Annotated in this window: 22 protein-coding genes; 9 read left to right on the plus strand and 13 right to left on the minus strand. The window is 70.7% G+C overall.

Annotated features, from left to right (window positions below; genetic code table 11):
- Nucleotides 1-56: 56 nt before the first annotated feature.
- A complete protein-coding gene (locus LI334_RS08185) occupies nt 57-1,622 on the plus strand; it encodes a uracil-xanthine permease family protein (RefSeq protein WP_227260015.1) in 1,566 nt (521 codons plus the stop codon).
- Here the strand turns inward: LI334_RS08185 and LI334_RS08190 are convergent.
- A complete protein-coding gene (locus tag LI334_RS08190) occupies nt 1,616-2,422 on the minus strand; it encodes a ZIP family metal transporter (protein ID WP_227260017.1) in 807 nt (268 codons plus the stop codon). The genes LI334_RS08185 and LI334_RS08190 overlap by 7 nt on opposite strands.
- A 105-nt stretch (nt 2,423-2,527) precedes the next feature.
- Between LI334_RS08190 and LI334_RS08195 the strand changes: the two genes are divergently transcribed.
- The 6 genes from LI334_RS08195 to tpiA are packed head-to-tail and all read left to right on the plus strand — an operon-like array spanning nt 2,528 to nt 8,765.
- On the plus strand, nt 2,528-4,624 hold the full coding sequence (locus LI334_RS08195) for an acetate--CoA ligase family protein (protein ID WP_227260018.1): 2,097 nt from the start codon (nt 2,528-2,530) through the stop codon (nt 4,622-4,624).
- Nucleotides 4,621-5,676, plus strand: a complete 1,056-nt coding sequence (locus LI334_RS08200) for a phosphotransacetylase family protein (protein WP_227260020.1) — start codon at nt 4,621-4,623, stop codon at nt 5,674-5,676. Before LI334_RS08195 ends, LI334_RS08200 begins: the two co-directional genes overlap by 4 nt.
- Before the next feature lie 42 nt (nt 5,677-5,718).
- A complete protein-coding gene (locus LI334_RS08205) occupies nt 5,719-6,621 on the plus strand; it encodes a DUF7544 domain-containing protein (RefSeq protein WP_227260022.1) in 903 nt (300 codons plus the stop codon).
- Nucleotides 6,622-6,652: 31 nt separating this feature from the next.
- Nucleotides 6,653-7,753 (plus strand): pyridoxal phosphate-dependent aminotransferase, encoded by a 1,101-nt coding sequence (locus tag LI334_RS08210; RefSeq protein WP_227260024.1) that lies wholly within the window; start codon nt 6,653-6,655, stop codon nt 7,751-7,753.
- Between the two features lie 40 nt (nt 7,754-7,793).
- Nucleotides 7,794-8,084: a PRC-barrel domain-containing protein gene (locus LI334_RS08215; RefSeq protein WP_227260026.1), complete on the plus strand. Its 291-nt coding sequence runs from the start codon at nt 7,794-7,796 to the stop codon at nt 8,082-8,084.
- 39 nt (nt 8,085-8,123) lie between these two features.
- A complete protein-coding gene (gene tpiA / locus LI334_RS08220) occupies nt 8,124-8,765 on the plus strand; it encodes a triose-phosphate isomerase (RefSeq protein WP_227260028.1) in 642 nt (213 codons plus the stop codon).
- Here tpiA and LI334_RS08225 read toward each other — a convergent pair.
- The 8 genes from LI334_RS08225 to LI334_RS08260 form a co-directional block, all read right to left on the minus strand.
- A complete protein-coding gene (locus LI334_RS08225; RefSeq protein ID WP_227260030.1) occupies nt 8,762-9,034 on the minus strand; it encodes a hypothetical protein in 273 nt (90 codons plus the stop codon). The genes tpiA and LI334_RS08225 overlap by 4 nt on opposite strands.
- Nucleotides 9,031-10,266, minus strand: coding sequence for a DNA polymerase IV (dinB, locus tag LI334_RS08230; protein WP_227260031.1), 1,236 nt, complete (start codon nt 10,264-10,266; stop codon nt 9,031-9,033). The genes LI334_RS08225 and dinB overlap by 4 nt, the downstream gene beginning before the upstream one ends.
- A gap of 51 nt (nt 10,267-10,317) precedes the next feature.
- On the minus strand, nt 10,318-11,076 hold the full coding sequence (locus LI334_RS08235; protein WP_227260033.1) for a GTP cyclohydrolase III: 759 nt from the start codon (nt 11,074-11,076) through the stop codon (nt 10,318-10,320).
- A 49-nt stretch (nt 11,077-11,125) separates the two neighbouring features.
- Nucleotides 11,126-12,505, minus strand: coding sequence for a sensor histidine kinase (locus LI334_RS08240; RefSeq protein WP_227260035.1), 1,380 nt, complete (start codon nt 12,503-12,505; stop codon nt 11,126-11,128).
- A gap of 42 nt (nt 12,506-12,547) precedes the next feature.
- The gene (locus LI334_RS08245; RefSeq protein WP_227260036.1) at nt 12,548-12,952 is read right to left on the minus strand and encodes a MaoC family dehydratase; all 405 of its coding nucleotides are present in this window, start codon (nt 12,950-12,952) and stop codon (nt 12,548-12,550) included.
- Nucleotides 12,949-13,455, minus strand: coding sequence for an FAS1-like dehydratase domain-containing protein (locus tag LI334_RS08250; protein WP_227260038.1), 507 nt, complete (start codon nt 13,453-13,455; stop codon nt 12,949-12,951). The genes LI334_RS08245 and LI334_RS08250 overlap by 4 nt, the downstream gene beginning before the upstream one ends.
- A 38-nt stretch (nt 13,456-13,493) precedes the next feature.
- Entirely contained in the window at nt 13,494-14,981 is a 1,488-nt protein-coding gene (locus LI334_RS08255; protein ID WP_227260040.1) for an aldehyde dehydrogenase family protein, read from the minus strand.
- A 117-nt stretch (nt 14,982-15,098) separates the two neighbouring features.
- The gene (locus LI334_RS08260; RefSeq protein WP_227260042.1) at nt 15,099-16,106 is read right to left on the minus strand and encodes an aldo/keto reductase; all 1,008 of its coding nucleotides are present in this window, start codon (nt 16,104-16,106) and stop codon (nt 15,099-15,101) included.
- Between the two features lie 96 nt (nt 16,107-16,202).
- On the opposite strand from LI334_RS08260, the gene LI334_RS08265 reads away from it, so the two are divergent.
- Nucleotides 16,203-16,961: an SDR family NAD(P)-dependent oxidoreductase gene (locus LI334_RS08265; RefSeq protein WP_227260043.1), complete on the plus strand. Its 759-nt coding sequence runs from the start codon at nt 16,203-16,205 to the stop codon at nt 16,959-16,961.
- Here the strand turns inward: LI334_RS08265 and LI334_RS08270 are convergent, their stop codons facing one another.
- The 3 genes from LI334_RS08270 to LI334_RS08280 all read right to left on the minus strand — a co-directional run bounded on the left by LI334_RS08270 (nt 16,962) and on the right by LI334_RS08280 (nt 20,455).
- Nucleotides 16,962-17,672 carry a hypothetical protein gene (locus LI334_RS08270; RefSeq protein WP_227260045.1) on the minus strand — a complete coding sequence of 237 codons (711 nt, stop codon included), beginning with the start codon at nt 17,670-17,672 and terminating at the stop codon, nt 16,962-16,964.
- A 69-nt stretch (nt 17,673-17,741) separates the two neighbouring features.
- Complete coding sequence (locus LI334_RS08275) at nt 17,742-19,742, minus strand: type 1 periplasmic-binding domain-containing protein (protein ID WP_227260047.1); 2,001 nt, start codon at nt 19,740-19,742, stop codon at nt 17,742-17,744.
- 41 nt (nt 19,743-19,783) lie between these two features.
- Nucleotides 19,784-20,455, minus strand: coding sequence for a LysE family translocator (locus LI334_RS08280; RefSeq protein ID WP_227260049.1), 672 nt, complete (start codon nt 20,453-20,455; stop codon nt 19,784-19,786).
- Between the two features lie 67 nt (nt 20,456-20,522).
- Here LI334_RS08280 and LI334_RS08285 point away from each other — a divergent pair, with 67 nt between their 5' ends.
- Nucleotides 20,523-21,062 carry a MaoC family dehydratase gene (locus LI334_RS08285; protein WP_227260051.1) on the plus strand — a complete coding sequence of 180 codons (540 nt, stop codon included), beginning with the start codon at nt 20,523-20,525 and terminating at the stop codon, nt 21,060-21,062.
- Here LI334_RS08285 and LI334_RS08290 read toward each other — a convergent pair.
- Complete coding sequence (locus LI334_RS08290) at nt 21,059-22,690, minus strand: thiamine pyrophosphate-binding protein (RefSeq protein ID WP_227260052.1); 1,632 nt, start codon at nt 22,688-22,690, stop codon at nt 21,059-21,061. The genes LI334_RS08285 and LI334_RS08290 overlap by 4 nt on opposite strands.
- Nucleotides 22,691-22,712: the final 22 nt, after the last annotated feature.

A 22,712-nucleotide genomic window follows, 5' to 3' on the forward strand; every position in this document is an offset into this window, starting at 1 on the left:
TTGCGTTCGCGGAAGAACGCCGTGTTTATCCCCCGTGGTTCTGTGCGGTTTACCCGATGAGTTCTGACGAGACGCCCCCCGAGGGGATGGCGGGCGAACCGGGAACGGAGCGCGTGGAGTCGTCCATGGTGGAGTACGGTATCGAGGACGAACCGCCGCTGGGGCGCGCGGCGGCGCTCGGCCTCCAGCACTACCTGACGATGGTCGGCGCGAACATCGCGGTGCCGCTCATCCTCGCGTCCGCGATCGGGATGCCGGTGGGCGCGACCGCCCAGTTGGTGGGGACGTTCTTCGTCGTCTCCGGGGTGGCGACGCTCGCGCAGACGACGCTCGGGAACCGCTACCCCATCGTGCAGGGCGCGTCGTTCGCGCTGCTCGCGCCCGCGCTCGCCATCGTCGGCGTGATTGCGAGCCAGCCGAACCCGCCGAGCTGGGAAGTGATGCTGCGCCAGCTCCAGGGCGCGATTATCGTCGCCGCGCTCGCGGAGACGGTCATCGGGTACGTCGGCCTCGTCGGCTGGCTCAAACGGTATATCTCGCCGGTGAGCATCGCGCCGACCATCGCGCTCATCGGGCTCGCGCTGTTCAACGCGCCCCAGATCATCGACGTGAACGCGCAGATGGCGGGCGCACAGCAGAACTGGTACCTGCTCGGCCTCACCGTCCTGCTCATCGTCGGGTTCAGTCAGTACCTCTCGACGGTGAGCACGGCGTTCCGGCTCTACCCCGTCCTCATCGGCATCGTGACCGCGTGGGGTGTCGCCGCCGTCCTCTCCGTCGTCGGCGTCATCGGGCCGAACGCGTACGGCTACGTGGACTTCTCGCAGGTCACGTCCGCGCCCGCGCTCACCGTGCCATCGCCGTTCCAGTGGGGAACGCCGCTGTTCACACCGGCCTACATCGTCGGGATGTTCGCGGGATTCCTCGCGTCGATATTCGAGTCGTTCGGCGACTACCACGCCGTCGCCCGGCTCTCCGGGACGGGCGCGCCGTCCGCGAAACGCATCGACCACGGCATCGGCATGGAAGGCCTGATGAGCGCGTTCGCGGGCGTCATGGGCACCGGGAACGGCTCCACGTCCTACTCCGAGAACGTCGGCGCTATCGGCCTCACCGGCGTCGCCTCCCGGTACGTCGTCCAGCTCGGCGCGCTGTTCATGCTCGTCGTCGGGTTCGTCGGGTACGTCGGCGGCCTCGTCACGACCATCCCCGACCCCATCGTCGGCGGGCTGTTCGTCGCGATGTTCGGCCAGATCGTCGCGGTCGGCCTCTCGAACCTCAAGTACGTCGACCTCGATTCCTCCCGGAACATCTACGTGCTCGGGTTCTCGCTGTTCGTCGGGCTCGCCGTCCCCGCCTACATGGGCGGCGTGCCGGACGCCTCGGTGTTGCAGGCCGGGTTCGCGGACGTGCCCGTGCTCGGCGTCGTCCTGGGAACCGAAGTCGTCGCGCAGACAGTGTACGTCGTCGGCGGCACCGGGATGGCGGTCGGCGGGCTGACCGCGTTCGTGCTGGACAACACGATTCCGGGGAGCCGAGAGGAGCGCGGCCTCGACGAGTGGTCGTCGCTCACCGAGGACGAGGGCGCGTTCGAATCGGCGTGGGAGCGCCTCCGTCAGTAGAGAAGGAGGGGGAGCATCGCGAGTGCGCCGACGACGAGGCCGGCGGCGAGTTCGGGAACCCCGCCGTTGTCGAGGGGTCGTCCCGTTTCGCGGGCTTCCGGGATGAACTCGGTGAGGACGAGGTAGGTCATCGCGCCGGCGGCGAACCCGAAGCCGTACGGGAGGAAGACGCGCGCCCACCGCACGAAGACGAACGCGATGCCCGCGCCGATGGGCTGGGGGAGACTGCTGAAGACGGCCGCGCCGACCATCCGCCACTTGCTCATCCCGAGGTTCTTCAGGGGAATCGAGACGGCGAGGCCCTCGGGGACGTTGTGGATGCTGATGGCGACGGTCATGAAGACGGCGAGGACGGGGACGGAGAACCCGAGGAAGACGAGCGTGTTCTCGGCGGTTTCGAGGCCGAGGTTCGCGAAGCTGACGCCGACGGCGACGCCCTCGGGGAAGGAGTGGACGGTGAGGACGCCGAGGATGAGGACGAGTTTCCGGAAGTCGGCCTCCGCGAACTCCCGGGGGTCTACCTCGGCGTCGGTGATGACGCGGTGGGCGACGACGACGAGGACGACGCCGGCGAGCGCGCCGACGCCGACTTCGGTGGGGGTGCCGTGGTCGAGCCCCTGGAGTATCAGGCCGAACCCGGACGCGGAGAGCATGATGCCGGACGCGAGCCCCCAGAGCGCGACCGTCCAGCGGTCGCTCACGTCGTCCACGACGAAGAAGGGGAGCGCGCCGAGCCCGGTCGCGAGGCACGTGACGAGGCCGGCGAGCACGACGAACGCGAGCGCGGAGAGCGAGACCATATCTGCCGTTCCCGCCGAAGACTACTTGTAGCTTTGCAAACATTTTTTGGCGTTCCTAAAACTCGGCGGGTGGTTTTATCGGCCGACCGCCCCACTAGCTAGGCGATGACAGGTGTAGGAGTCGGCGGCCTCTTCGACCCCGAGCGCGTCGCCGTCGTCGGCGCGACGGACCGCGAGGGGTCGGTGGGGCGCGCCGTCCTGGAGAACCTCGACTCGTTCGACGGCGAGGTCGTCGCGGTGAACCCGAGTCGGGACAGCGTGCTCGGCTACCGGTGTCACGACTCGCTCGCCGACGTCCCCGATATCGACCTCGCGGTGGTGGTGGTGCCGCCGTCGGTCGCCGTCGAGGTGGTGCGGGCGGCCGGCGAATCAGGCATCGAGAACGTCGTCGTCATCACGGCGGGGTTCGGGGAGGCCGGGAGCGAGGGCGCGGCGCGCGAACGCGACCTCGCCGCCGTCGCCGACGAGTACGGTCTCACGCTCGTCGGCCCCAACAGTCTCGGAATCATGAGCACGCCGGCGTCGATGAACGCGACGTTCGGCCCCGCGGACGCCCTCCCGGGGTCGATGAGTTTCATGAGTCAGTCCGGCGCGTTCATCACCGCCGCGCTCGACTGGGCGGGCGACCAGGGTATCGGGTTCCGGCACGTCGTCAGCCTCGGAAACGAGGCCGTGCTCGACGAGACCGACTTCGTGGAGGCGTGGGGGGACGACGAGACGAGCGTCGTCCTCGGCTACCTCGAAGGCATCAGCGACGGCCGCGCGTTCATCGACACCGCGCGCGACGTGACCGACGAGACGCCGGTCGTGCTCGTGAAGTCCGGGCGGACGGAGGCTGGCGCGCAGGCCGCGTCCAGCCACACCGGCACCATCGCGGGGAGCGACGCCGCGTACGAGGCCGGCCTCGACCAGGCGGGCGTGGTGCGCGCGGAGAACGTCCAGCAGTTGTTCGACTACGCCCGCGCGCTCGACGGCCTCCCGCTCCCCGACTCGGATTCCGTTGCCGTGGTGACGAACGCGGGCGGCCCGGGCGTGATGGCGACGGACGCCGTCGGCGACTCCACGCTCTCGATGGCGTCCTTCACGGACGAGACGCTGGACGCGCTCGCGGACGCGCTCCCGGAGAACGCGAACCGCTACAACCCCGTGGACGTCATCGGGGACGCGGGCGTCGAGCGGTTCCGGACGGCGCTCGACACCGTGCTCGGCGACCCGAACGTCGGCGCGGCCGTCGTCGTCGCCGCGCCCACCGCCGTCCTCGACTACGCCGACCTCGCGGAGGTCGTGGGTGAGGCGCAGGACGCGCACGGACTCCCGGTCGCCGCCGTGCTGATGGGCGGGAGTCGCGCCGCGGAGCCGGCCGCGCGCCTCCGCGAGTCCGGCGTCCCGAACTACTTCGACCCCGCGCGGGCGGTGGACAGCCTCGACGCGCTCGCCCGCCAGCGCCGCATCGCGGAACGCGACTACGAACCGCCGCGGGAGTTCGACGTGGACAGGGAGGCGGCGCGCGAGATTCTCGAAGAAGCGGCCGACCGCGGGGAGACCCGCCTCGGTGTGGAGGCGATGGGGTTGCTGGACGCGTACGGCATCCCGACCCCGGAAGGCGGTATCGCGGAGACGCCGGAGGACGCGGTGTCGCTCGCCCACGAGGTCGAGGGCGACGTGGTGATGAAAATCGTCAGCCCGGACATTTTGCACAAGTCGGACATCGGCGGCGTGAAGGTCGGCGTGCCGAACGAGGGCGTGTACGACGCGTACGAAGACCTCGTCTCGCGCGCCCGGAACTACCAGCCGGACGCGACCGTGCTCGGCGTGCAAGTGCAGGAACTCGTGGACACCGACCGCGGGACGGAGACGATTCTCGGCGTGAACCGCGACCCCCAGTTCGGGCCGCTCGTCCTGTTCGGATTGGGCGGGATTTTCGTGGAGGTGATGGAGGACACGACCGTTCGGGTCGCGCCCGTGAGCGAGCGCGAGGCCGACGGAATGCTCTCCGACATCCATGCCGCGCCGCTCCTCCGCGGGGCGCGCGGCCGCGAACCCGCTGACCTCGACGCGCTCCGCGAGAGCATCGAACGACTCAGCCAGCTCGCGACCGACTTCCCGGCGATACTCGAACTGGACATCAACCCACTCGTGGCGACGGCCGACGGCGTGCAGGCCGTGGACGTCCGCCTCACCATCGACCCAGACGACCTATGACGACGACACTACTCGCATCGACGGCGGACAGCACCGGAAAGACCGCGGTGGCGCTCGCGCTCGCGCGCGCCGCACAAGACCGCGAGCGAACCGTGGGGTACATGAAGCCGCTCGGCACCCACCTACAGAGCAACGTCGGGAAGACGCTCGACCCCGACCCGTTGCTCGCGCGGGACGTGCTCGGCCTCGACACCGAAGTCCACGACATGGAGCCGGTCGTGTACTCGCCGACGTTCGTGGACGGCGTGCTCCGCGGCCGCGAGGACGCGGACGAACTCCGCGAGCGCGTCCGGGAGGCCTACGACGACATCAGCGCGAGCGCGGACGACGTGTTCGTCGAGGCCGCTGGCACGCCGAGCACGGGCCGCGCCGCCGGCCTCGCGCCGCCCGCGCTCGCCGACCTCCTGGACGCCCGCGTCGTCCTCGTCTCCGACTACACGGAATCCCGGGACGTGGACGGCGTGCTGGACGCGGTTGACCGCTACGGCGACCGCCTCGCGGGCGTGCTGTTCAACCGCGTCACGGACGCCGCGCTCGATAGCCTGGACGCGGACGCCGCGGCCTTCCTCGAATCCCGGGACGTGCCCGTGCTCGGCGCGGTTCCCCGCGTGCCCGAACTCGCGGGCGTCACCGTCGCCGACCTCGCCGCCGAACTCGGCGCGCGCACCGTCACGGACGCCGACACCGACGCGCTCGTGGAGCGCTTCCTCGTCGGCGCGATGAGCGGCGAATCCGCGCTCCGGCACTTCCGCCGCGCCACGAACGCCGCCGTCGTCACCGGGGGCGACCGCGCGGACGTGCAGACCGCCGCGCTCGACGCGCCCGGCGTCGAAGCGCTCGTCCTCACGGGCGGCCACGAACCCGCGGGGGCCGTGCTCGGGAAGGCCGCGGACGCCGGCGTTCCCGTCCTCACCGTCACCACGGACACGCTCCGCACTGTCGAACGCCTCGAAGCCGTGCTCGGCGGCGGGCACGTCCGGAACGCCGCGACCGTCGAGCGCATGAGCGGCCTGCTCGCCGAGCACGCCGACCTCGACGCCCTCCTCGGGTAGCCCGTCCGTCTCTTTTATCCGGGTGGTGGCGCTATCGGGAGTATGGACTGGTACGCGCTCTCCACGCTCGACAACGCGCTCGACGAGACGCGAAGCCTCCTCACGCCCGTCCAGGTGGGCGTCTGGCTCCGACTGGCGGTCGTCGCGGTGTTCGCGGGCGGCGCGACCGGCACCCGGAACGTCTCCGTCTTCGTCGAGGCGGTGCCGACGTGGGGCGTGCGGGACGCGCTCGAAACCGCGCCGCGGCTCGCGGTGCTCGTCGCTATCGCGCTCGCGCTGTTCGTCGTGCTCGGGTTCGTCGGCTCCGTGATGGAGTTCGTGCTCGTCTCGGCGCTCCGCACGCGCACCGTCGGCCTCCGCGGGCAGTTCGCCGCCGCGCTCGCGCCCGGCCTCCGCCTCTTCGGGTTCCGGGCCGCGCTCGGCGCGCTCGCGCTCGTCCCCGTCTCGGCCGTCGTCGCCCTCATCGTCGTCGCGCTCGGCACGGAGTCGGTCGCGCTCGCCGTCGTCGCCGTCGTCCTCGTCCCCGTCGCGGGCGTGCTCGCGCTCGCCGCGTTCGTCGCGAGCGCCGCCACCACGTCGTTCGTCGTGCCGCTGATGCAGGACGGAGACCTGGGCGTGCTCGACGGCTGGCGGGCGTTCTGGCCGACCCTGCGCGGGGAACTCCGGCAGTTCGTCGCGTACGCCGCGGTGCGGTTCGGTCTCTCCGTGCTCGCGGGCGTGCTGACGAGCATCGTCGCGGGCGCGTTCGCCGTCCCGGTCGCGCTCGCGTTCGCCGGCCTCGCGCTCACCGGCGTCGCCACCGCCGTCCTCGTCGCCGTCGGCGCGCTCGCGCTCCTCCTCGCGCTCGCGCTCCTCGTCGCCGTGCAGGTGCCGGTGACGACCTACCTCCGGTATCACTCCCTGCTCGTGCTGGACGCCTCGGATGCCGAGTTCCGGCTTCGGTAACGCCTATCAGCGCGCGGGGAGAACGACCGGTGTGTTCCCCGACATCGAGTACCTGGAGTGGATTATCGGTCGGCCCGAGGTGGCGATGTACGACCTCGGGACGAGCGACCTCCGCGGCGACCGCGACCGCGGCGGCGAAATCGTTCCCGCGCCCCTCGAAGACCTGGACGACCCGCCGACGGGCGCGAGCCTGGAGATGCAGATCGCGGGCGAGTACGGCGTCGAACCCGAGCAAGTCCTCGTGACCGGCGGCGCGACGCAGGCGAACTTCCTCGCGGCCGCGGCCGCGCTCGACACGGACACCGAGGGCGACGCGGACGCGGCGGGCGCGCGCGTGCTGGTGGAGAAACCGGGCTACGAGCCGCTCGTGGCGTCGCCCGCGGCGCTCGGCGCGCACGTCGACCGGTTCCTCCGGGACGACGACTACGCGCTCGCCCCGGACCGCGTGGAGAACGCGCTCGCGCCCGAGACAGCGCTCGTGACGGTGACGAACCGCCACAACCCCTCGGGGCGGCTGACCGACCGGGAGACGCTCGCGGAGACCGCGGCGGTCGCGCGCGAGGGCGGCGCGCGGTTGCTCGTGGACGAAGTGTACGCGCCCTACCTCCCGGAGGCGGGCGACGGACCGTTCGGCGGGCCGAGCGCGGTGGACTTCGAGGACGCCGTCGTGACGGGGTCGCTGACGAAGTTCTTCGGCCTGGGCGACCTCCGCATCGGCTGGGTCGTCGCGGACGAGGCGTTCGTCGAGCGCGCGCGCTCCATCAGCCACCACTTCCACGCCGTCTCCGGGCCGAGTCGGACGCTCGCGATGCGCGCGTTCCACAACCGCGAGCGGCTCGCGGAGCGCTCGCGGACGCTGCTCGGGGAGAACGCCGAGTTGCTCGCGGAGTTCGTGTCGAGCCGCGACGACCTCGCGGGGTCGGTCGCGCCCGGGAGCACGTTCGCGTTCCTCGACCCCGCGAACGCGGACGGGAACGCGCTCGCGGAGCGCGCGTGGGAGAACGGCCTGCTCGTCGTCCCCGGCCGGTTCTTCGGGGACAGCGAGCGCGTTCGCGTGAGCCTCGGGCTCGCGCCGAACGAGATGGCGGCCGCGCTCGACACCTTCGGGGACGTGCTCGACCGCTTCCGGTAGGCCTGCAAGAGTTAAGGGCCGCGGACGCATCGCCGGACACATGGACGAGACTCCCCAGGAGATAACGACTCTCGTCGGCCGCGAGGTCTACTCGAACAACGGCGTGTTCGTCGGCGAAATCGAGGACCTCCGACTCGACCTCGACGCGGAGGTCGTGAACGGACTCGCGCTCGGACAACTGAACGGCGACCTCTTCACCGACCACGCGACCGGGAACAAGGGCGTCATCATCCCCTACCGGTGGGTGCGCGCCGTCGGCGACATCGTGCTCGTGAACGACATCGTCGAGCGCATGAAGGGCACCGACGAGGAGAGCGAACTCGCGATATAATCCGACAGGACTTTTCTCCCCGGGAACGCGCGTTCGGCTATGTTCGTTCTCGTGAACCTGAAGGCCTACCCCTGCGACCCCGTGGAAATCGGGGCGGCCGCCGAGACCGTCGCCGCGGAGACCGGTGCGCGCATCGCGGTCGCGCCGCAGGCCGCAGACCTGCGAGCGGTCGCGGAGACGGGCGTGGAGACGTGGGCGCAACACGTCAGTCCCGTCGAGCACGGCAGTCACACCGGAAGCACGCTCGCCGAACGAGCGGCCGCCGCGGGCGCGGAGGGCACGCTCCTGAATCACAGCGAGAAGCGCCTCCGTCTCGCGGACATCGACGACGCCGTCGGCGCGGCGGAGCGCGCCGGCCTCGACACCGTCGTGTGCGCGAACAACCCCGCGCAGGTCGGCGCGGTCGCCCAGCTCTCGCCGGACGCGGTCGCCGTCGAACCCCCGGAACTCATCGGGACGGGAACCCCGGTGAGTCAGGCCGACCCGGACGTGGTGCGCGCGGCCGTGGACGCCGCGAGCGCCGTCGGGGACGTGCCCGTCTACTGCGGCGCGGGCATCTCCACCGGCGACGACGTGGCGGCCGCGCGCGACCTCGGCGCGGACGGCGTCCTCCTCGCGTCGGGCGTCGCGAAGGCCGACGACCCCGAGGCCGCGCTCCGCGACCTCGTCACCGACAGCTAGGCGCGCACGACGTAGTGAGACGCCGCCTGCGCCTCCAGCACCGCTCTCTCCCGCATGTCCACGAGGTAGCCCGTGGGCGTGCGCCGGAGGTCGTGGTCGGCGTCGATTCGAACGAGGTGTCCCCGCACCTGCGCGGACGGCGGTTTCTGCGCGGCGGCGCAGTCGTAGACCGTGAGGAGTTCGTTCCCGCTCTCTGCCTCGTAGACGACGATGCGCGCGTGCCGGTCTAGCTGCCACTCGCCCTCGGCCACCTGGGGCAGTTTGTTCACTCGAACTCACCCAGGCTCGCCTGGCTCTCCCGGTCGCCCGCGGTCGTCTCGCGGTCGCGCTCGCGCACCTGCGGCGGCGTCGAACGGCCCTCCCACGACCCGAGTTTCGCCTGGTCGGCGTCCGAGAAGGAGAGGTTGGAGACGCGGACGCCGACCTTCCGGACTTCCGCGTCCGCGAACTCCGCGAGCAGTTCGCGCGTCACGTCGTGCACGAGGTCGGGTTCGTCCACCGGCCCGGGAAGGCTCTTCGCGCGCGTGTTCACGTCGAACGGCGGCGTCACGACCTTGATGCCGATGGTTCGGTAGAGCGCGTTCTTCCGGGTCGCGCGCTCCGCGACCGCCTCCGCGAGCGCGTCCACGCGCTCTCGAACCCGCGCGAAGTCCTCCGTCGCGCCGTCGAACGCCGATTCGCGGCTCAGGCTCTTCGGCTTCCCGCGCGGCTCCACGGGCCGCGCGTCCCGGCCGTTCGCGCGCTCGTGAAGCTCCCGCCCGCGGTCGCCGAACCACCCCGACACCTCGTGTTTCGGCGTCTCCGCGAGGTCGCCGATGGTCTCCACGCCCTCGGCGCGCAGGTCGCGCGCCCGCACCGGCCCGACGCCGTGCAACCGCGCCACGTCCAATGGCGCGAGGAACGCTTTCACGTCGTCCGGCGGGACGACGGTGAGGCCGTCGGGCTTGTCGTGGTCGCTCGCTATCTTCGCCGTGCTCATGTTCGGCGCGACGCCCACGGACGCCGGCACGCCGACCTCCCGTGCGATGCGCTGTTTCACGTGCCGGCCGAACCCCGCCGCCACCGACCACTCCGTCCGCTCGGTGATGTCGAGGTAGGCTTCGTCGATGGACACCTCCCGCACGGTGTCTCCGAGGTCGTGCAAGATCTCCTTCACCTCGTCCGCGACCGACTGGTAGTACTCCATGTCCACCGGCCGGTAGTAGCCCGCGTCCGGGTCGTCCGGGTTCGCGGCCTTCCGCGGGAGCCGGTCGAGCGCGCTCGTGATGGCTTGCGCGCTCTCCACTCCGTACGCCCGCGCCTCGTAGGACGCGGTCGCGACCGCGCCCGTGGTCTCGCCGTCCTCGTATCCCATTCCGACCACGACCGGCTCCCCTCGGAGTTCTGGCTCGCGGCGGCGCTCACAGCTCGCGTAAAAGCAGTCCATGTCCACGTGGAGGACGATGCGCTCCGCGGGGTCGGGCGCACCCGGCAGGCGGTCACCGCCGCCACGCTCGCTCATACGAGATTGGAGGGCGAGAACGGGCTAAACGGTGTTGGTACCGGAGTGAAACTATTCGAACTCGACGACGGTGCCTTCCTCACGGCAGACTTCGAGGGCGTGTTTCGCGCCCATGCCGGCGTCGTGGGCGGTCGCGCCGCGGGCGACGCCGACCTTGAGGTCGACGCCGGTGTCGTCGCGGACGGCGTCGATAGCGTCGCGGTAGGCGGCGGCGTCCATCGCGGGACAGATGGCGATGATGTTGTCGCCGCCGACGAAGAAGGAGAGCGAGTCGTGTTCTTCGTGCATGTGCCGCATGAGGCTGGCGTACGCTTGCTCGATGTGGATGAAGGTGGAGAAGGCGTCGAGTTCGTCGGTGTACTCGCCGGTGGCGTCGTTCACGTCGAAGTGCGCGATCTGGAGGTCGTCGTCGGTGCGTTCGTCGTCCTCCAGGGGCGCGCCAAGCAGGGCTTCCGTGCGGTCTTCGTCCTGCGCGCTCCCTTCCTCCTGGAGGCGGGCGGTGGCGTGGGCGAGCGCGTCCGCGGGACTCGGTGCGGTGGCGGTGGAGAGGCTGACGGTGACGGGGTAGCGGTTCCGGATGGACTCCTGGATGCGCGCGTGGTCTTCTGCGTCCACGCCGTTCGTCACGGCGACCATGTTGTCGAAACGCGTGAAGAAGACGTAGCCGTCCCGGGTGCCGAACAGCTGGGAGAGGTCGGCGTACAGCCGCGATTGGAGGGTTTGGAGGTCTACTTCGCGGCGGGGGTTCGGGGTGACGGTCCACGGGCCGTAGTTGTCGAGTTGGACGAGAGTGATCTGCGTGTTCGTCACGATACGCGGAGTTCGGCGCGCGCCCCGTTTATCGGTTTTGGGTTGCGTCTCACGTATGGTGGTGGCGGTCGGGTCGAAGGTTGCCGGCGTCCACGCCGCGGAACTCGAAGCGCGCGCCGCCGTCCCTGTCGGCGATGTCGAACGTCCAGCCGTGCGCGTCCGCGATAGCCGCGACGATGCGCAGCCCGAATCCGGAACCACCGTGCGATGTGGACGGCACCGACCCGCGGACGCCCTCGCGCACCGCCGCCGGCACGCCCGGCCCGTCGTCCGCCACGAAGAACCCGTCGGCGGACGCGCCGACCGTCACCGCGACGCCCGCGCCCGCGTGCTCCACGCAGTTCTTGAGGAGGTTTTCGAGGAGTTGCTGGAGGCGGGTGGGGTCGGCGTGGAGGGTGGCGGTGGATTCGACGGTGAGGACGGCGTCGCCGGTGGCGACGTTCCGCCACGCGCGCTCGACGACGGTTTCGAGATCGACGGGTTCGGTGTCGGCGATGTCGTCGCCGTTACGGGCGAGCGCGAGGAGGTTCTCGATTATCTCGAACGCGCGGCCGAGGGAGGTGCGCGCGGAGTCGAGGTCGGGGTCGTCGGGGTGGCGTTCGCGCGCGAAGTCGAGGCGGCCGGCGACGACCTGGAGGGGGCTTCGGATGTCGTGGCTGACGACGCTCGTGAACTCTTCGAGGCGTTGCTGGCGGTCGCGGAGTTCGGCGTCCCGGCGCTCGCGGTCGGTCACGTCCCGGATGACGGAGAGGTGTTCGCCGGGGACGATGTCGCGGACGGCGGCGTACTCGACGGCGTGCTCGTCGCCGTTCGCGTCCACGAACGGGAGGGTGCCGCGCTTCTCGGGTTCGTCGCCGAACGCCAGCCACTCCTCGCCGAAGTCCACGTCGTCGGGGAGGAACGCCGAGATGCGGCGGCCGACGAGTTCCTCGCGGGGGAGCGCGAACAGGTCGCACGCGCTCTCGTTCGCTTCGAGGTAGCGGCCGTCGTCGTCCGCGATGACGATGGCGTCGAACGCCTTCTCGAACGCCGCCCGGTAGCGGTTCTCTCGAACGCTCCGGCGGTCGCGGGCGAGCGCGACGAGCGTCCGGATGCGGTCTGCGAGGCGGGCGTACTCGCCCGTGGGGAAGCGGGACTGCGAGCGCTCGGGGCCGTATGTTTCCTCGACGGTGACCGCGCCGTCGCGTTCGCGGACGGCGAGCACCGGAACGTCGGCGGCGCGTTCGCGGACGCGGTCGGCGGCGGCCGCGGCGTCCGACCCGGCGACGACCACGCAGTCCACGGCGTGCGCGTCGAGGTAGTCGAGGGCGTCGGCGACGCGCTCGCGGGCCGTGACGGCGAGCGTGGCGTCCGCACGCCCGAGGTGCGCCGCCAGCGTGCCGGTCGGGTCGAGGCAGAGAACGGAGAGAACGCGCGACCCACCAGTCATGCGAGAGATTACGCCACATACAGTATTTGAGCGTATTGGCGACTACTCGACGACTGCGACCGCGCCGCCGTCCACCACGCGCTCGCCGTCGTCGTTCGTGACGACGAGGTCGGCCTCGACGCGCGTGCCGTCCGCGGCGTCCTCGACGGCGGTGATTTCGAGGGTCGTCGTGAGCGTGTCTCCCGGCCACACTTGTGCGACGAACCGCGTGTCGTACTCGCGGAGGCCCGCGAGGCCGAACGTCTCCCGGACGAGGGCGGACGCGACGCCCGCGGTGAACATGCCCTGTCCGAACACGGACGGGTAGCCCGCGTCCCGGGCGTGCGGGTCGTCGTAGTGAATCGGGTTGAAGTCGCCGCTCGCGCCCGCGTACCGCACGAAGTCCTCGCGGGACACGTCCTCGGTGACGCGCTCGAACGTGTCGCCGACCGCGAACGACTCCGTCATTCTCCCTCACCCCGGATGGCGCGCCCGGTCTCGATGCGGGTGTTGTAGTCGGAGAGCACGTGACTTCCGGACTCGTCAGTGAAGTCCGTGCGGAGGACGGCGAACGTCATCGTGCCGCCGCCCCGACCGTCGCGCTGGTAGACCTCCGTGAGCGTGGTGTCGCCGGTGAGCGTGTCCCCGACGTAGAGCGGGCGCTCGTACTCGTAGCGCTGCTGGCCGTGCACGACCCGCGCGCGGTCGAACCCCAGCTCGAACCCGAGGTCGTGGTCGATGCCGTCCGGGCGGTACCGGGGGAAGAAGGAGGTGCGGGCGAACGTCGGCGGCGCTGGAATCGCGTCGTAGCCCGCCTCTCGGGCGGCCTGTTCGTCCAGGTACACGTCGTCGGGGTCGTCGATGGCGCGCGCGAACTCGGCGACCTTCCCGCGCTCGACGTGGAAGTCCTCGACGGTTCGATGCGTGTCGCCGACCTGGGCTTCGAGGTCGGCGAGCGGTAGGGATGGCACGCTCCGAACTCCGGCGACCCCCGGGAAAAAGGATGGGGTTAGAAGGGGTAGTCGCGGGCCTCGCGCTGGAGGCTGATCCACTTCGGCTCCGTGATTTCGTCGAGGAACGCGTCGCTGTTGTACGTCCCGATGCCGGACGCGCCGATGCCGCTGAAGGGCACGTGCGCCTCGTCGTTGATGGACTGGTCGTTCACGTGGACGTTCCCGGTCTCGATGCGCTCGGCGATCTCCTTCCCGGTCTGGAGGTCGCCGGCGTGCACGCTCCCGGAGAGGCCGTACTCGGTGTCGTTCGCGAGTTCGACGGCCTCGTCGATGTCGCTGAAGGGGATGACGGGCGCGATGGGGCCGAAGTGCTCGTTCGCCGCGACGGGCATGTCGTTCGTCACGTCGGAGAGCACGGTCGGCTTCACGACCAGCGAGTCCTCGACGCCGTCGATGTCGGCGGTTTCGCCGCCGGTTTCGAGGGTCGCGCCCTCGCTGACGGACTCGTTCACGTACCCGAGCATCTCGTCGCGCTGGCTCTCGTCGATGATGGGGCCGACGACGGTCTCAGCAGTATGCGCGCTCCCGACCGGGAGGTCTTCGGCGCGCTCGGTGAGGCGTTCGACGTACTCGTCGTACACGTCCTCGTGGACGATGTGGCGGTTGATGGAGATGCAGACCTGGCCCTGGTGGACGAACGTCCCGAACGTCCCGCCGTCGAGCGCGCGGTCGAGGTCGGCGTCCGCGGTGACGATGTGCGCGTTGTTCCCGCCGAGTTCCATCGCGGGGACGGCGAGGTTCTCCGCGGCGGTCGCGGCGACCCGCCGCCCCACAGAGGTCGACCCCGTGAACGCGACCACGTCGCTGACGGGGTGGCCGGCGACCCGGTCGCCGATTTCGGAGCCCTCGCCGACGACGACGTTCAGCACGCCGTCCGGCAGCCCCGCCTCCTCGAACAGTTTCGCGAACAGGAGGCCGCCCGTGATGGGCGTGTTCGTCGCGGGCTTCAGGACGACCGTGTTCCCGGACGCGATGGCGGGCGCGACGGCGCGCATCGAGAGGTTCAGCGGGAAGTTCCACGGACTGATGACCGTCACCGTCCCCTTCGGCTCCCGGCGCACGATGTTCTCCTTGCCAGGGATGTTGGAGTCCGCGTGCTCGCCCTTCGTCCGCCGCGGGAGCGTCGCCGCCTCCGCGGCGTGGTCGGACGCGATCTGTATCGAGGTCTCGCCCATGATGGTCGAGCCGCCGGCCTCGTACTCCAGGAGGTCGATGATTTCGTCCTCGTGCGCGTGCAGGGCGTCGAGGAAGTCCTGCACGACCTGCTCGCGTCGCGCGGGCGGCGCGTCCGCCCACGCCTCCTGCGCGGCTTCGGCGGCGTCGTAGGCGGCGTCAACGTCCGCCTCGACCGCCGCGGGCACCTCGGCGACCGTCTCGCGCGTCGAGGGGTCTTCGACCGCGATGGTGTCGCCGCTCTCGCTCTCCACCCACTCCCCGTCGATGAAGAGGTCGCTCCAGTCGGCGTCGATGGTGTACTCGGACATCCGTACCCAGCCGTTGGCGCGTCGCACACATAGGGGGGCGTCAACGGGCGAGGAGGACTGAAACCCGCATCTTCAAACGGGAAGCCGGCAGTAGCGGCGAAGAGTGCTGTGGCCGCCTCAGAGACTACTGTACGGGCCGCCCTTCGCCTCGGTGAGCCGGTCTACCTGTTCGTCCGTGAGGTCGATTGTGGCCGCACCGAGGTTCTCCTCCAGCTGTTCGACGGTGCGCGCGCCGACGATGGGCGCGGTGACGCCGTCGCGGTGGCTGAGCCACGCGAGCGCGGTCTGCGCGGGCGTCGCGTCCACCTCGTCGGCGACGGCTTCGAGTTCGTCGTGCACGTCGAAGTTCTCCTCGGTGAGGTAGGCGTCCTCGAACCGACTGGACTCCGCCGCGCGGGACTCGCCGGTCAGGCCGTCCTCGCGCGTGTACTTCCCGGTGAGGAAGCCCTGGCCGAGCGGGCTCCACGGGCAGACCGCGAGGTCTTCGCTCCGCGCGAACTCCAGGTAGTCCCCCTCGATTTCGCGGTCGACGAGGTTGTACCGCGGCTGAAGCACCGAGAACGGCTCCCAGCCCTCGGCGCGCGCGAGTTCGTTCGCCTTCGCGACCTTCCACGCGTTCGGCCGCAGCGTGGACGCGCCGAGGTAGTGGACTTTCCCGTCCTCGACGAGGCGGTTCAGCGTCTTCATCAGCTCCCGCGTCGGCGTCTGGTCGTCCCAGCGGTGGATGTAGAGCACGTCCACGTAGTCCGTTCCGAGCCGTTCGAGGAGCGCGTCGATGCGGTCGCGGACGTTCTTCCGGTTCGTCCCCCGGCTGTTGGGGTCGTTCTCCCGAATCTGCCAGTAAATCTTGGAGGCGATGGTGTATCGCTCCCGGTCGCGGTCACTGAGCCAGTCGCCGATCCACTCCTCGCTCGCGCCGCCGCCGTACACGTCCGCGGTGTCGATGTACCGGCCGCCCGCGTCGGCGTACGCCGTGAGGAGTTCCTTCGCGCGCTCCTCGCCGATTTCGACGTTCCCCTCCTCGGTCTGCTTGCCGAACCGCCACGTCCCGAACTGGAGTTCGCTCGATTTGAGGCCGGTTCCGCCGACGGACACGAAGTCGAGGTCGAGGTCACTGACTGCCATCACCGGCCCTTGGACGACCGCCGTGAAAACAGTTCAGTAATCGGCCACGTCGTCGCGGGGGCGTACCGTTTTAGGGTTCCACGACGGACGCCGGGTATGGCAGACGAAACCGCACTCGTCACCGGTGCCGGCGCCGGAATCGGCCGCGCAATCGCTCGACAGCTCGCCGACGACGGCTACCACGTCGTCGTCACCGACATCGACCCCGACGGCGGCGCGGAGACCGTCGATATCGTCGAGGACGACGGCGGACGCGCGACGTTCACCGAACTCGACGTGACCGACCACGACGCCGTCGAAGCCACCATCGACGCCACCGTCGAAGAGTACGGCGGCCTCGACGTGCTCGTGAACAACGCCGGCGTCGGCCACGAACCCGCGCTCGTCGAAGACGTCTCCGTCACCGACCGCGACCGCCTCATCTCCGTCAACGTCGAAGGCGTCTGGAACGGCTGTCACGCCGCCATCCCCCACATGAAACAGGCCGGCGAGGGCCGCATCGTCAACATCTCCTCGCTCGCCGGCGTCGTCGGCTCCCCCCGAATCGCCACCTACTCACTCACCAAGGGCGCAGTCCTGAACTTCACGCGCGCCATCGCCGCCGAACTCGGCCCCGCCGGCGTCCGCGCGAACGCCGTCTGCCCCGGCTTCGTCGAAACCAGCATGGCCGACGAGTTCTTCGCCGGCAGCGACGACCCCGAGAAAGCCCGCGAACGCATGGAACGCCAGTACCCCCTCCGCCGACTCGGCCACCCCGACGAAGTCGCCGACGCCGTCTCCTTCCTCGCCAGCGAAAACGCCTCCTACATCACCGGCCACGGCCTCCTCGTCGACGGCGGATTCAACGCGACCTGACTACGGCGTGTCACCGAGCGCGCGACGCGCCGACGCTCGAATATCCGCGTACGTCTCGGGGACGGTGATTGTAACGCCCGTGTCCGGCCGGGAGAGGCCGTCGGGTATCGAGAGTTCGTCCCCGAGTTCGATGGCGGGCGGATAGCCGCGGAGCGTCGGCCACGACCGCTCGGCCGACCACTCTTTCACGGACGCGCCGAGCGCGCCGACGGCGGTCATGAGCGCGCCTGGGTCGTCGGGGACGGTGACGGTGGCGTGGGGGCGGTTGTGGCGGGCGCGCGCCCCGACCTCGACGCGGGTGCGTTCGGGGAACGACACGTGGAGCGACCCGCCGTCCGCGTGGGGCGCGTCGTACCCGGCGGTCGCGGACGTTCGCGGGAGGGCGACGTACGTCTTCACGATTCGGCCGAGTTCGAGGTAGTGCGTGCCCTCGGGGAGGTCGCGGGGCGTGGTGGAGAACTCGCCCTGGTAGTCGCCGCTCGTGTCGCGGAGGCGGGCGTTCACGTCCGATGGAATCACGAGTTCGCTGGCCGTGAACGCCACGGCGTCGTCCACGGGGAAGACGAAGGATTCGGGTGGGGCGGGCGCGAGCGCGCCCGGGTCGGCGACGCCGAGCGTGGCGGACATGCCGGCGAGGTCGTCGCGGACGGTGAGTTCCTCGGTCTCGGAGTCGAGGGAGAACGAGACGAGAGAGGAGACTGTTCCAGTCATCGGCGTATTGTCAGGAGTCGCGTTCGTTTGAGGATGTCGTCTCCCCGGGCGGAGTGTGTGAGGATCGAGTCAGTCCGCGCGGTCGTGGGTGGCGCGGCGGAGGGTCGCGGGAGTGACGCGGTCGGTGGGTCGGACGGGTGTGCCGTCGACGCGGGGGAAGGTCGTGGGGTGGCCGAGGAGGGATGCGGCGTTCGCCGGGTCGTGCGTTTCGGGGTGTTGGACGGCGACGCCGGCGAGGTTGTAGGCGTCGTATTCGACGGGGTGGGTGAACCGGGCGACGCCGCCGAGTGGGTCGTCCGCGGTGACGGCGAGCCTGGTGGTGAACGCGTGCCGGCCGGACGGTCGTGAGTCGACGTCGATTCGTGCGGGGAAGGCGCTGTCGTCGGGACGAACGGGAACGTAGGTCGGGTGGCCGACCACGCGGACGGCGTCCCCGAGGTCGGCGTACCGCACGGCGGCTTCGGCGGAGCAGCCGACCTGGGCGCAGTGGAGGAGGTCGGCGACCCGGTCGGCTGGGAGGCGGTCGGGAGCCGCGATAACTGCGGGGACGCCGCGTTCCGCGAGCGCGACCGCCGCGTCGAACGCGTGCGTGCCGGTGACGACGCCGAGACCCAGCGTGGTCGTGTCGAGCGCGTCGAACGCCAGGACGCCGTCGGTGCACGAAATGCCGTCGGGTCGGACCGGTCGATCCCAGTACGCGACGGTCGCGTCCGCGGCGGTCTCCCGGACGGTCTCGCGGTCGTCGCTCGCGGTGACGGTGACGGGTTCGGGGAGGGCGGCGGTCGCGTCGCGGAGCGCGGACGCACGGTCAGAACCCGCGAACACGACGGTCTCGGAGTCGTCGCGCGTGACGTACGGCGTCCGCCGCGCGGCGTCGCGGAACGACGGAACGAGGCGGGTGTCGCCGACGGGCGGTACGCCGGCCGCGTGCGCGGTGGCGGCGGACGGGCCGAACGCGCCGGAGTCTATCGTCCGTCGGTCGTCGTCGACGTGGACGCGCCAGAGGCCGTGGAGGACGTGCGGGAGGAGTTCCGCGTCCGCGATGTCGTCCCGGAGCACCGCGGTCACCGGCCACTGCGGGACGGCAGGCGCGAGTAGGTCAGGAGAGACTTCGAGGTACTCCATGAGCTGTTCGGGTATCGAGGACTCGTAGAGGTTCGGCGGGTAGAACGGGAGCCTGGCCGCGAGTTCGTCGTACTCGTGGCGGGGGAGCGCGTAGTAGCCGTCCGTGCGCGCGAGCGAGTCGAGCACGAGACACGTCGCGAGCAGGCGGTCGACGGCGGTTTCGAGCGGTTCGTCGGGAGCGATCGGGGCGGTGTAGCCGTTCGAGAGCGACAGCCGCGGTTCGCTCGCGGGTTCGACGGTCGCGCCGAGGTAGTACGCGAGCGGCGCGACCCGATAGACGGCCGCAAGCGAGTCGGGGACGCCGAGCGTGACGCCCGTGTCGGGCGTCCGGAGGCCGTCGGGGATGGCGAGTTCGTCGCCGACCTCGATGCCGGGCGGGTAGCCGCGGAGCGTCGGCCACGACCGCTCCGGCGAGAACTCTCGTATCGACGACCCGAGCCGCGAAACGGCCCGCATCAGCGCGCGCGGGTCGTCCGGCACGGTCATCGTCGCCCGCGGCCGGTCGTGCGCGGAGCGCGCACCGACCTCGACGTACGCCGGTTCGGGGAAGGAGACGCGGAGCACGCCGCCCTCGCTTCGCGGTTCCGTGTACGCGGCGGTCGCCGCGGTTCGGCTCAGCCGAACGTAGGTCTTCACAGGCGCGGCGAGTTCGAGGTAGTGCGTGCCCTCGGGGAGGTCGCGGGGCGTCGTGGAGAACTCGCCGCGGTGGTCGCCGTTCGCGTTCCGGAGGTAGGCGGTGACGCCGGGCGGGAACTCGATGGCGTCCGTCGTCGTCCCGACGGCGTCGTCCACGGGGAAGAGGAATCCGTCCGGTGGTGCGGGTTCGTAGCCGGCGGCGTCGAGGGAGAACGTGAACGCCCGGTTCGTGAGCGCATCCCGGACGCGAAGATCCTCGCCGTCGAGGGAGAACGAGACGAGGTCGCGGACGTCGCCACCGGAGGTCATCGCGTTCAGTCAGGGTTCCGAACGCTTTGAGGGTGTCGCCTTCACGCGATGGTTCGCGCGGCGTCGGCGAGGAACAGCAGGCCGAATCCGGCGAGGAGGAGGGCTGAGAGCGCGCTGACGGCGGGTGCGAGGGATTCGACGCGGCGTTCGGCGGCGGCGAGCGCGAGCGGGAAGGAGACGACCCAGCCGAGCACGCCCGCGAAGAACCCGAAGATGAGTGCGAGGCTGCCGGTGTGGACGACGAGCGCGCCGGCGAGGGAGTCGCCGAGGTAGGGCGTGTAGCTGAGGAGGTCGAGCGTGCCGGGTTCGACGAGTGCGACGCCGGCGGACAGCCAGAACGCGAGCTGGTAGGGGTTGGTGATGGCGAGGACGAACGCGCGCTGGAAGCCGGTGCCGGCGACGCGTCGCTCGCCCGCCTCGCGGAACGACTCGGAGACGCCGCGGTACGCGCCGTACGCGAAGTAGAGCATGAGGACGCCGCCGACGGCGAGCAGGGCGGCGTGGAGGAGCGGAACGTCGGTGACGACGGCGACGACGCCGACGAGCGCGAGCACGAAGAAGCAGAAGTCGGCGGTCGCCGCGCCGAGACCGGCGCGAACGCCCTTCCGCCAGCCGCGCTGCACGGCTTCCTCGGCGATGACGGCGTTCATCGGGCCGGGGGGTGCGGCGAGCGCGAGGCCGAACGCGACGCCCGCGGCGACTGACGCGAACATAGTTCGAGTGGGCGGCGTGCCGTGAAAAACACCGCGTTCTTTGCGTCGCGGTGCCGTACGACCCACCATGCCAGACACTACCGTGGTCGAGGGGTGGCAGGGACGGTTCTACGAGGACTTCGATGTGGGCGACGTGTACAAGCACCCGTACGGGCGGACGGTGACCGAGACGGACAACGTCTGGTTCACGAACCTCACGATGAACGTGAACCCGATGCACTTCAACGAGGCGTACGCGTCGGCGACCGAGTTCGAGGAGCGCCTCGTGGACGGGACGTTCGTCATCGCGCTCGCGGTGGGGATGAGTGTCGTGGACGTGTCCGTGAACGCCACCGCGAACCTCGGGTACGACGACGTCCAGCACCACGCGCCCGTCTTCCACGGCGACACCATCTTCGCCGAGTCCGAAGTGCTCTCGAAGCGCGAACTCGATAGCAGAGAACACGTCGGCGTCGTCACCACGGAGTTGCGCGCGTACAACCAGGAGGGGACGAAGGTGTTGTCGTTGGAGCGGACGCCGATGGTGCTCAAGCGGGAGTACGCGGACGTGTCGGCGGATCGCCCGCCGGGCTGGCCGGACGGCGTCGGCACGCAGGCCGAGGATTAGTCGCGCATGTGGACGCTCGCCTGCGGTTCCGCGGGGTCGGTCGGCACCTCGACGAGCGTCGGGCCGTCCCGGTCGAACGCCGTGTCCACGGCCGCCCGAATCTCGTCGGGAGTCTCGGCGCGCACGGTCGTCACGCCCATGCCCTCCGCGATGGTCGCGAGCGAGAGCGGCGTCTCCGGCCAGTCGTAGGCGTCGAGGCCGTACGAGCGCTCGGCCTCCTCGGAGATGATGGCGTAGTCGCTGTTGTTGAACGCGACGAGAACGATGGGGAGGTTCTCGACCGCGGCGGTGTGGAGTTCGTGAATGCACATCATCAGGCCGCCGTCGCCGGAGAGCGCGAGCACGCCCTCGTCGGGGTTCGCGCGCGCCGCGCCGATGGCGGCGGGGAGGCCGGTTCCCATCGTCGCCCACGACCCCGGATTGACGTACGAGCGCGGGCCGTACGCCGGGAAGGAGACGAGCGTCCAGATGCGGAAGCCGCCCGCGTCCGCGGAGACGGGCGCGTCGCGGGGCGTGGCGTCGCGGACGGCCGAGAGCGCGGCGACGGACGGGAGCGGCGGCTGGGAGCGCTCGCGGAGGGCGGCCATCCGGTCGGCGTCGGCCTCCCGCACGGCTTGCGCGCGCGCCGCGCCCTCGCGGTTCTCGGTGCGTTCCAGGCGGCCCGCGAGACCGGCGAGCGCCGCGCCCGCGTCCGCGACGAGCGCCACCGCCGGCTCGTAGCCCGTCCCCACGTCCTCGGGGTCGAGCGTGACGTGCACCAGCGTCTCGGGCATCTCGACCGTCCACGAGCGGGTGGCGACCGCGTCGAAGTCCGTGCCGACGGCGAGCAGTGCGTCCGACTCCGCGAGCAGGGAGATGAGGTCGGGGCTCGCGCCGCCGCAGAGCACGCCCGCGGAGAGGTCGTGGTCTTCCGGAATCGTCCCCTTGCCCTTGTAGGTGGTGACGACGGGCGCGTCGAGGGGTTCCGCGACGCCGACGAGCGCGCCGGATGCGTCCGCGGAGCGCACGCCGCCGCCCGCGAGAATCACGGGAGCGTCGGCGTCGTTCAAGTGGTCGATGGCGTCCCCGAGCGCGGCCTCGTCCACGCCGTGAACGGACTCCGTCGCGTAGTCGCCGGGTTCGGCGAGCGTCACGTCCATCGGGAGGAAGTTCTTCGGGATGCCGACGCGCACGGGGCCCTTCGGCGGCGTTTGCGCGACAGCGATGGCGCGCTCGATTTCCGCGAGCGTGGCCTCGGGGTTCTCCACCAGGACGTTCTCCTTCACGACGTTGTCGTACGTGTCGGGCGGGGTCTCGTGGATGCCGTCGCCGCCGCGAATCTCGGGGTCGGTCTCGACGGCGAGGTGGAGGAGGGGCGTGCAGTCGTTGAGCGCGTTCTTCAGGCCGTTCATCGCGTTCATGTCGCCCGGACCGGGAACGACGCAGGTCGCCGCCATGTCGCCGGAGGTCTCGGCGTACCCCCACGCCTCGTGCGTGACCGCGGTCTCGTGGCGGGCGACGACGAAGTCGATGGCGTCGCTGTCGCCGATGGCGTCGTTCAACGGGAGGGTTTGCTTGCCGGGGATGCCGAACACCGTATCGATGCCGTGTGCGACCAATCGGTCGATGACGGCCTCGCTCACGCGCATACCGAGTGAGTCGCAGGGAGCG

The organism is Salarchaeum japonicum (assembly GCF_020614395.1).
GTDB classification, from domain to species: Archaea; Halobacteriota; Halobacteria; order Halobacteriales; family Halobacteriaceae; genus Salarchaeum; species Salarchaeum japonicum.

Bases quoted from the DNA above. Each gene is read 5' to 3' on its own strand.
- LI334_RS08245 (WP_227260036.1), bottom strand. From the start codon at position 12,952: ATGACGGAGTCGTTCGCGGTCGGCGACACGTTCGAGCGCGTCACCGAG.
- LI334_RS08185 (WP_227260015.1), top strand. From the start codon at position 57: ATGAGTTCTGACGAGACGCCCCCCGAGGGGATGGCGGGCGAACCGGGA.
- LI334_RS08215 (WP_227260026.1), top strand. From the start codon at position 7,794: ATGGACGAGACTCCCCAGGAGATAACGACTCTCGTCGGCCGCGAGGTC.
- dinB (WP_227260031.1), bottom strand. From the start codon at position 10,266: ATGAGCGAGCGTGGCGGCGGTGACCGCCTGCCGGGTGCGCCCGACCCC.
- LI334_RS08200 (WP_227260020.1), top strand. From the start codon at position 4,621: ATGACGACGACACTACTCGCATCGACGGCGGACAGCACCGGAAAGACC.
- LI334_RS08270 (WP_227260045.1), bottom strand. From the start codon at position 17,672: ATGACTGGAACAGTCTCCTCTCTCGTCTCGTTCTCCCTCGACTCCGAG.
- LI334_RS08190 (WP_227260017.1), bottom strand. From the start codon at position 2,422: ATGGTCTCGCTCTCCGCGCTCGCGTTCGTCGTGCTCGCCGGCCTCGTC.
- LI334_RS08255 (WP_227260040.1), bottom strand. From the start codon at position 14,981: ATGTCCGAGTACACCATCGACGCCGACTGGAGCGACCTCTTCATCGAC.
- LI334_RS08290 (WP_227260052.1), bottom strand. From the start codon at position 22,690: ATGCGCGTGAGCGAGGCCGTCATCGACCGATTGGTCGCACACGGCATC.
- LI334_RS08260 (WP_227260042.1), bottom strand. From the start codon at position 16,106: ATGGCAGTCAGTGACCTCGACCTCGACTTCGTGTCCGTCGGCGGAACC.
- LI334_RS08280 (WP_227260049.1), bottom strand. From the start codon at position 20,455: ATGTTCGCGTCAGTCGCCGCGGGCGTCGCGTTCGGCCTCGCGCTCGCC.
- LI334_RS08285 (WP_227260051.1), top strand. From the start codon at position 20,523: ATGCCAGACACTACCGTGGTCGAGGGGTGGCAGGGACGGTTCTACGAG.
- LI334_RS08265 (WP_227260043.1), top strand. From the start codon at position 16,203: ATGGCAGACGAAACCGCACTCGTCACCGGTGCCGGCGCCGGAATCGGC.
- LI334_RS08205 (WP_227260022.1), top strand. From the start codon at position 5,719: ATGGACTGGTACGCGCTCTCCACGCTCGACAACGCGCTCGACGAGACG.
- LI334_RS08195 (WP_227260018.1), top strand. From the start codon at position 2,528: ATGACAGGTGTAGGAGTCGGCGGCCTCTTCGACCCCGAGCGCGTCGCC.
- LI334_RS08275 (WP_227260047.1), bottom strand. From the start codon at position 19,742: ATGACCTCCGGTGGCGACGTCCGCGACCTCGTCTCGTTCTCCCTCGAC.
- tpiA (WP_227260028.1), top strand. From the start codon at position 8,124: ATGTTCGTTCTCGTGAACCTGAAGGCCTACCCCTGCGACCCCGTGGAA.
- LI334_RS08240 (WP_227260035.1), bottom strand. From the start codon at position 12,505: ATGACTGGTGGGTCGCGCGTTCTCTCCGTTCTCTGCCTCGACCCGACC.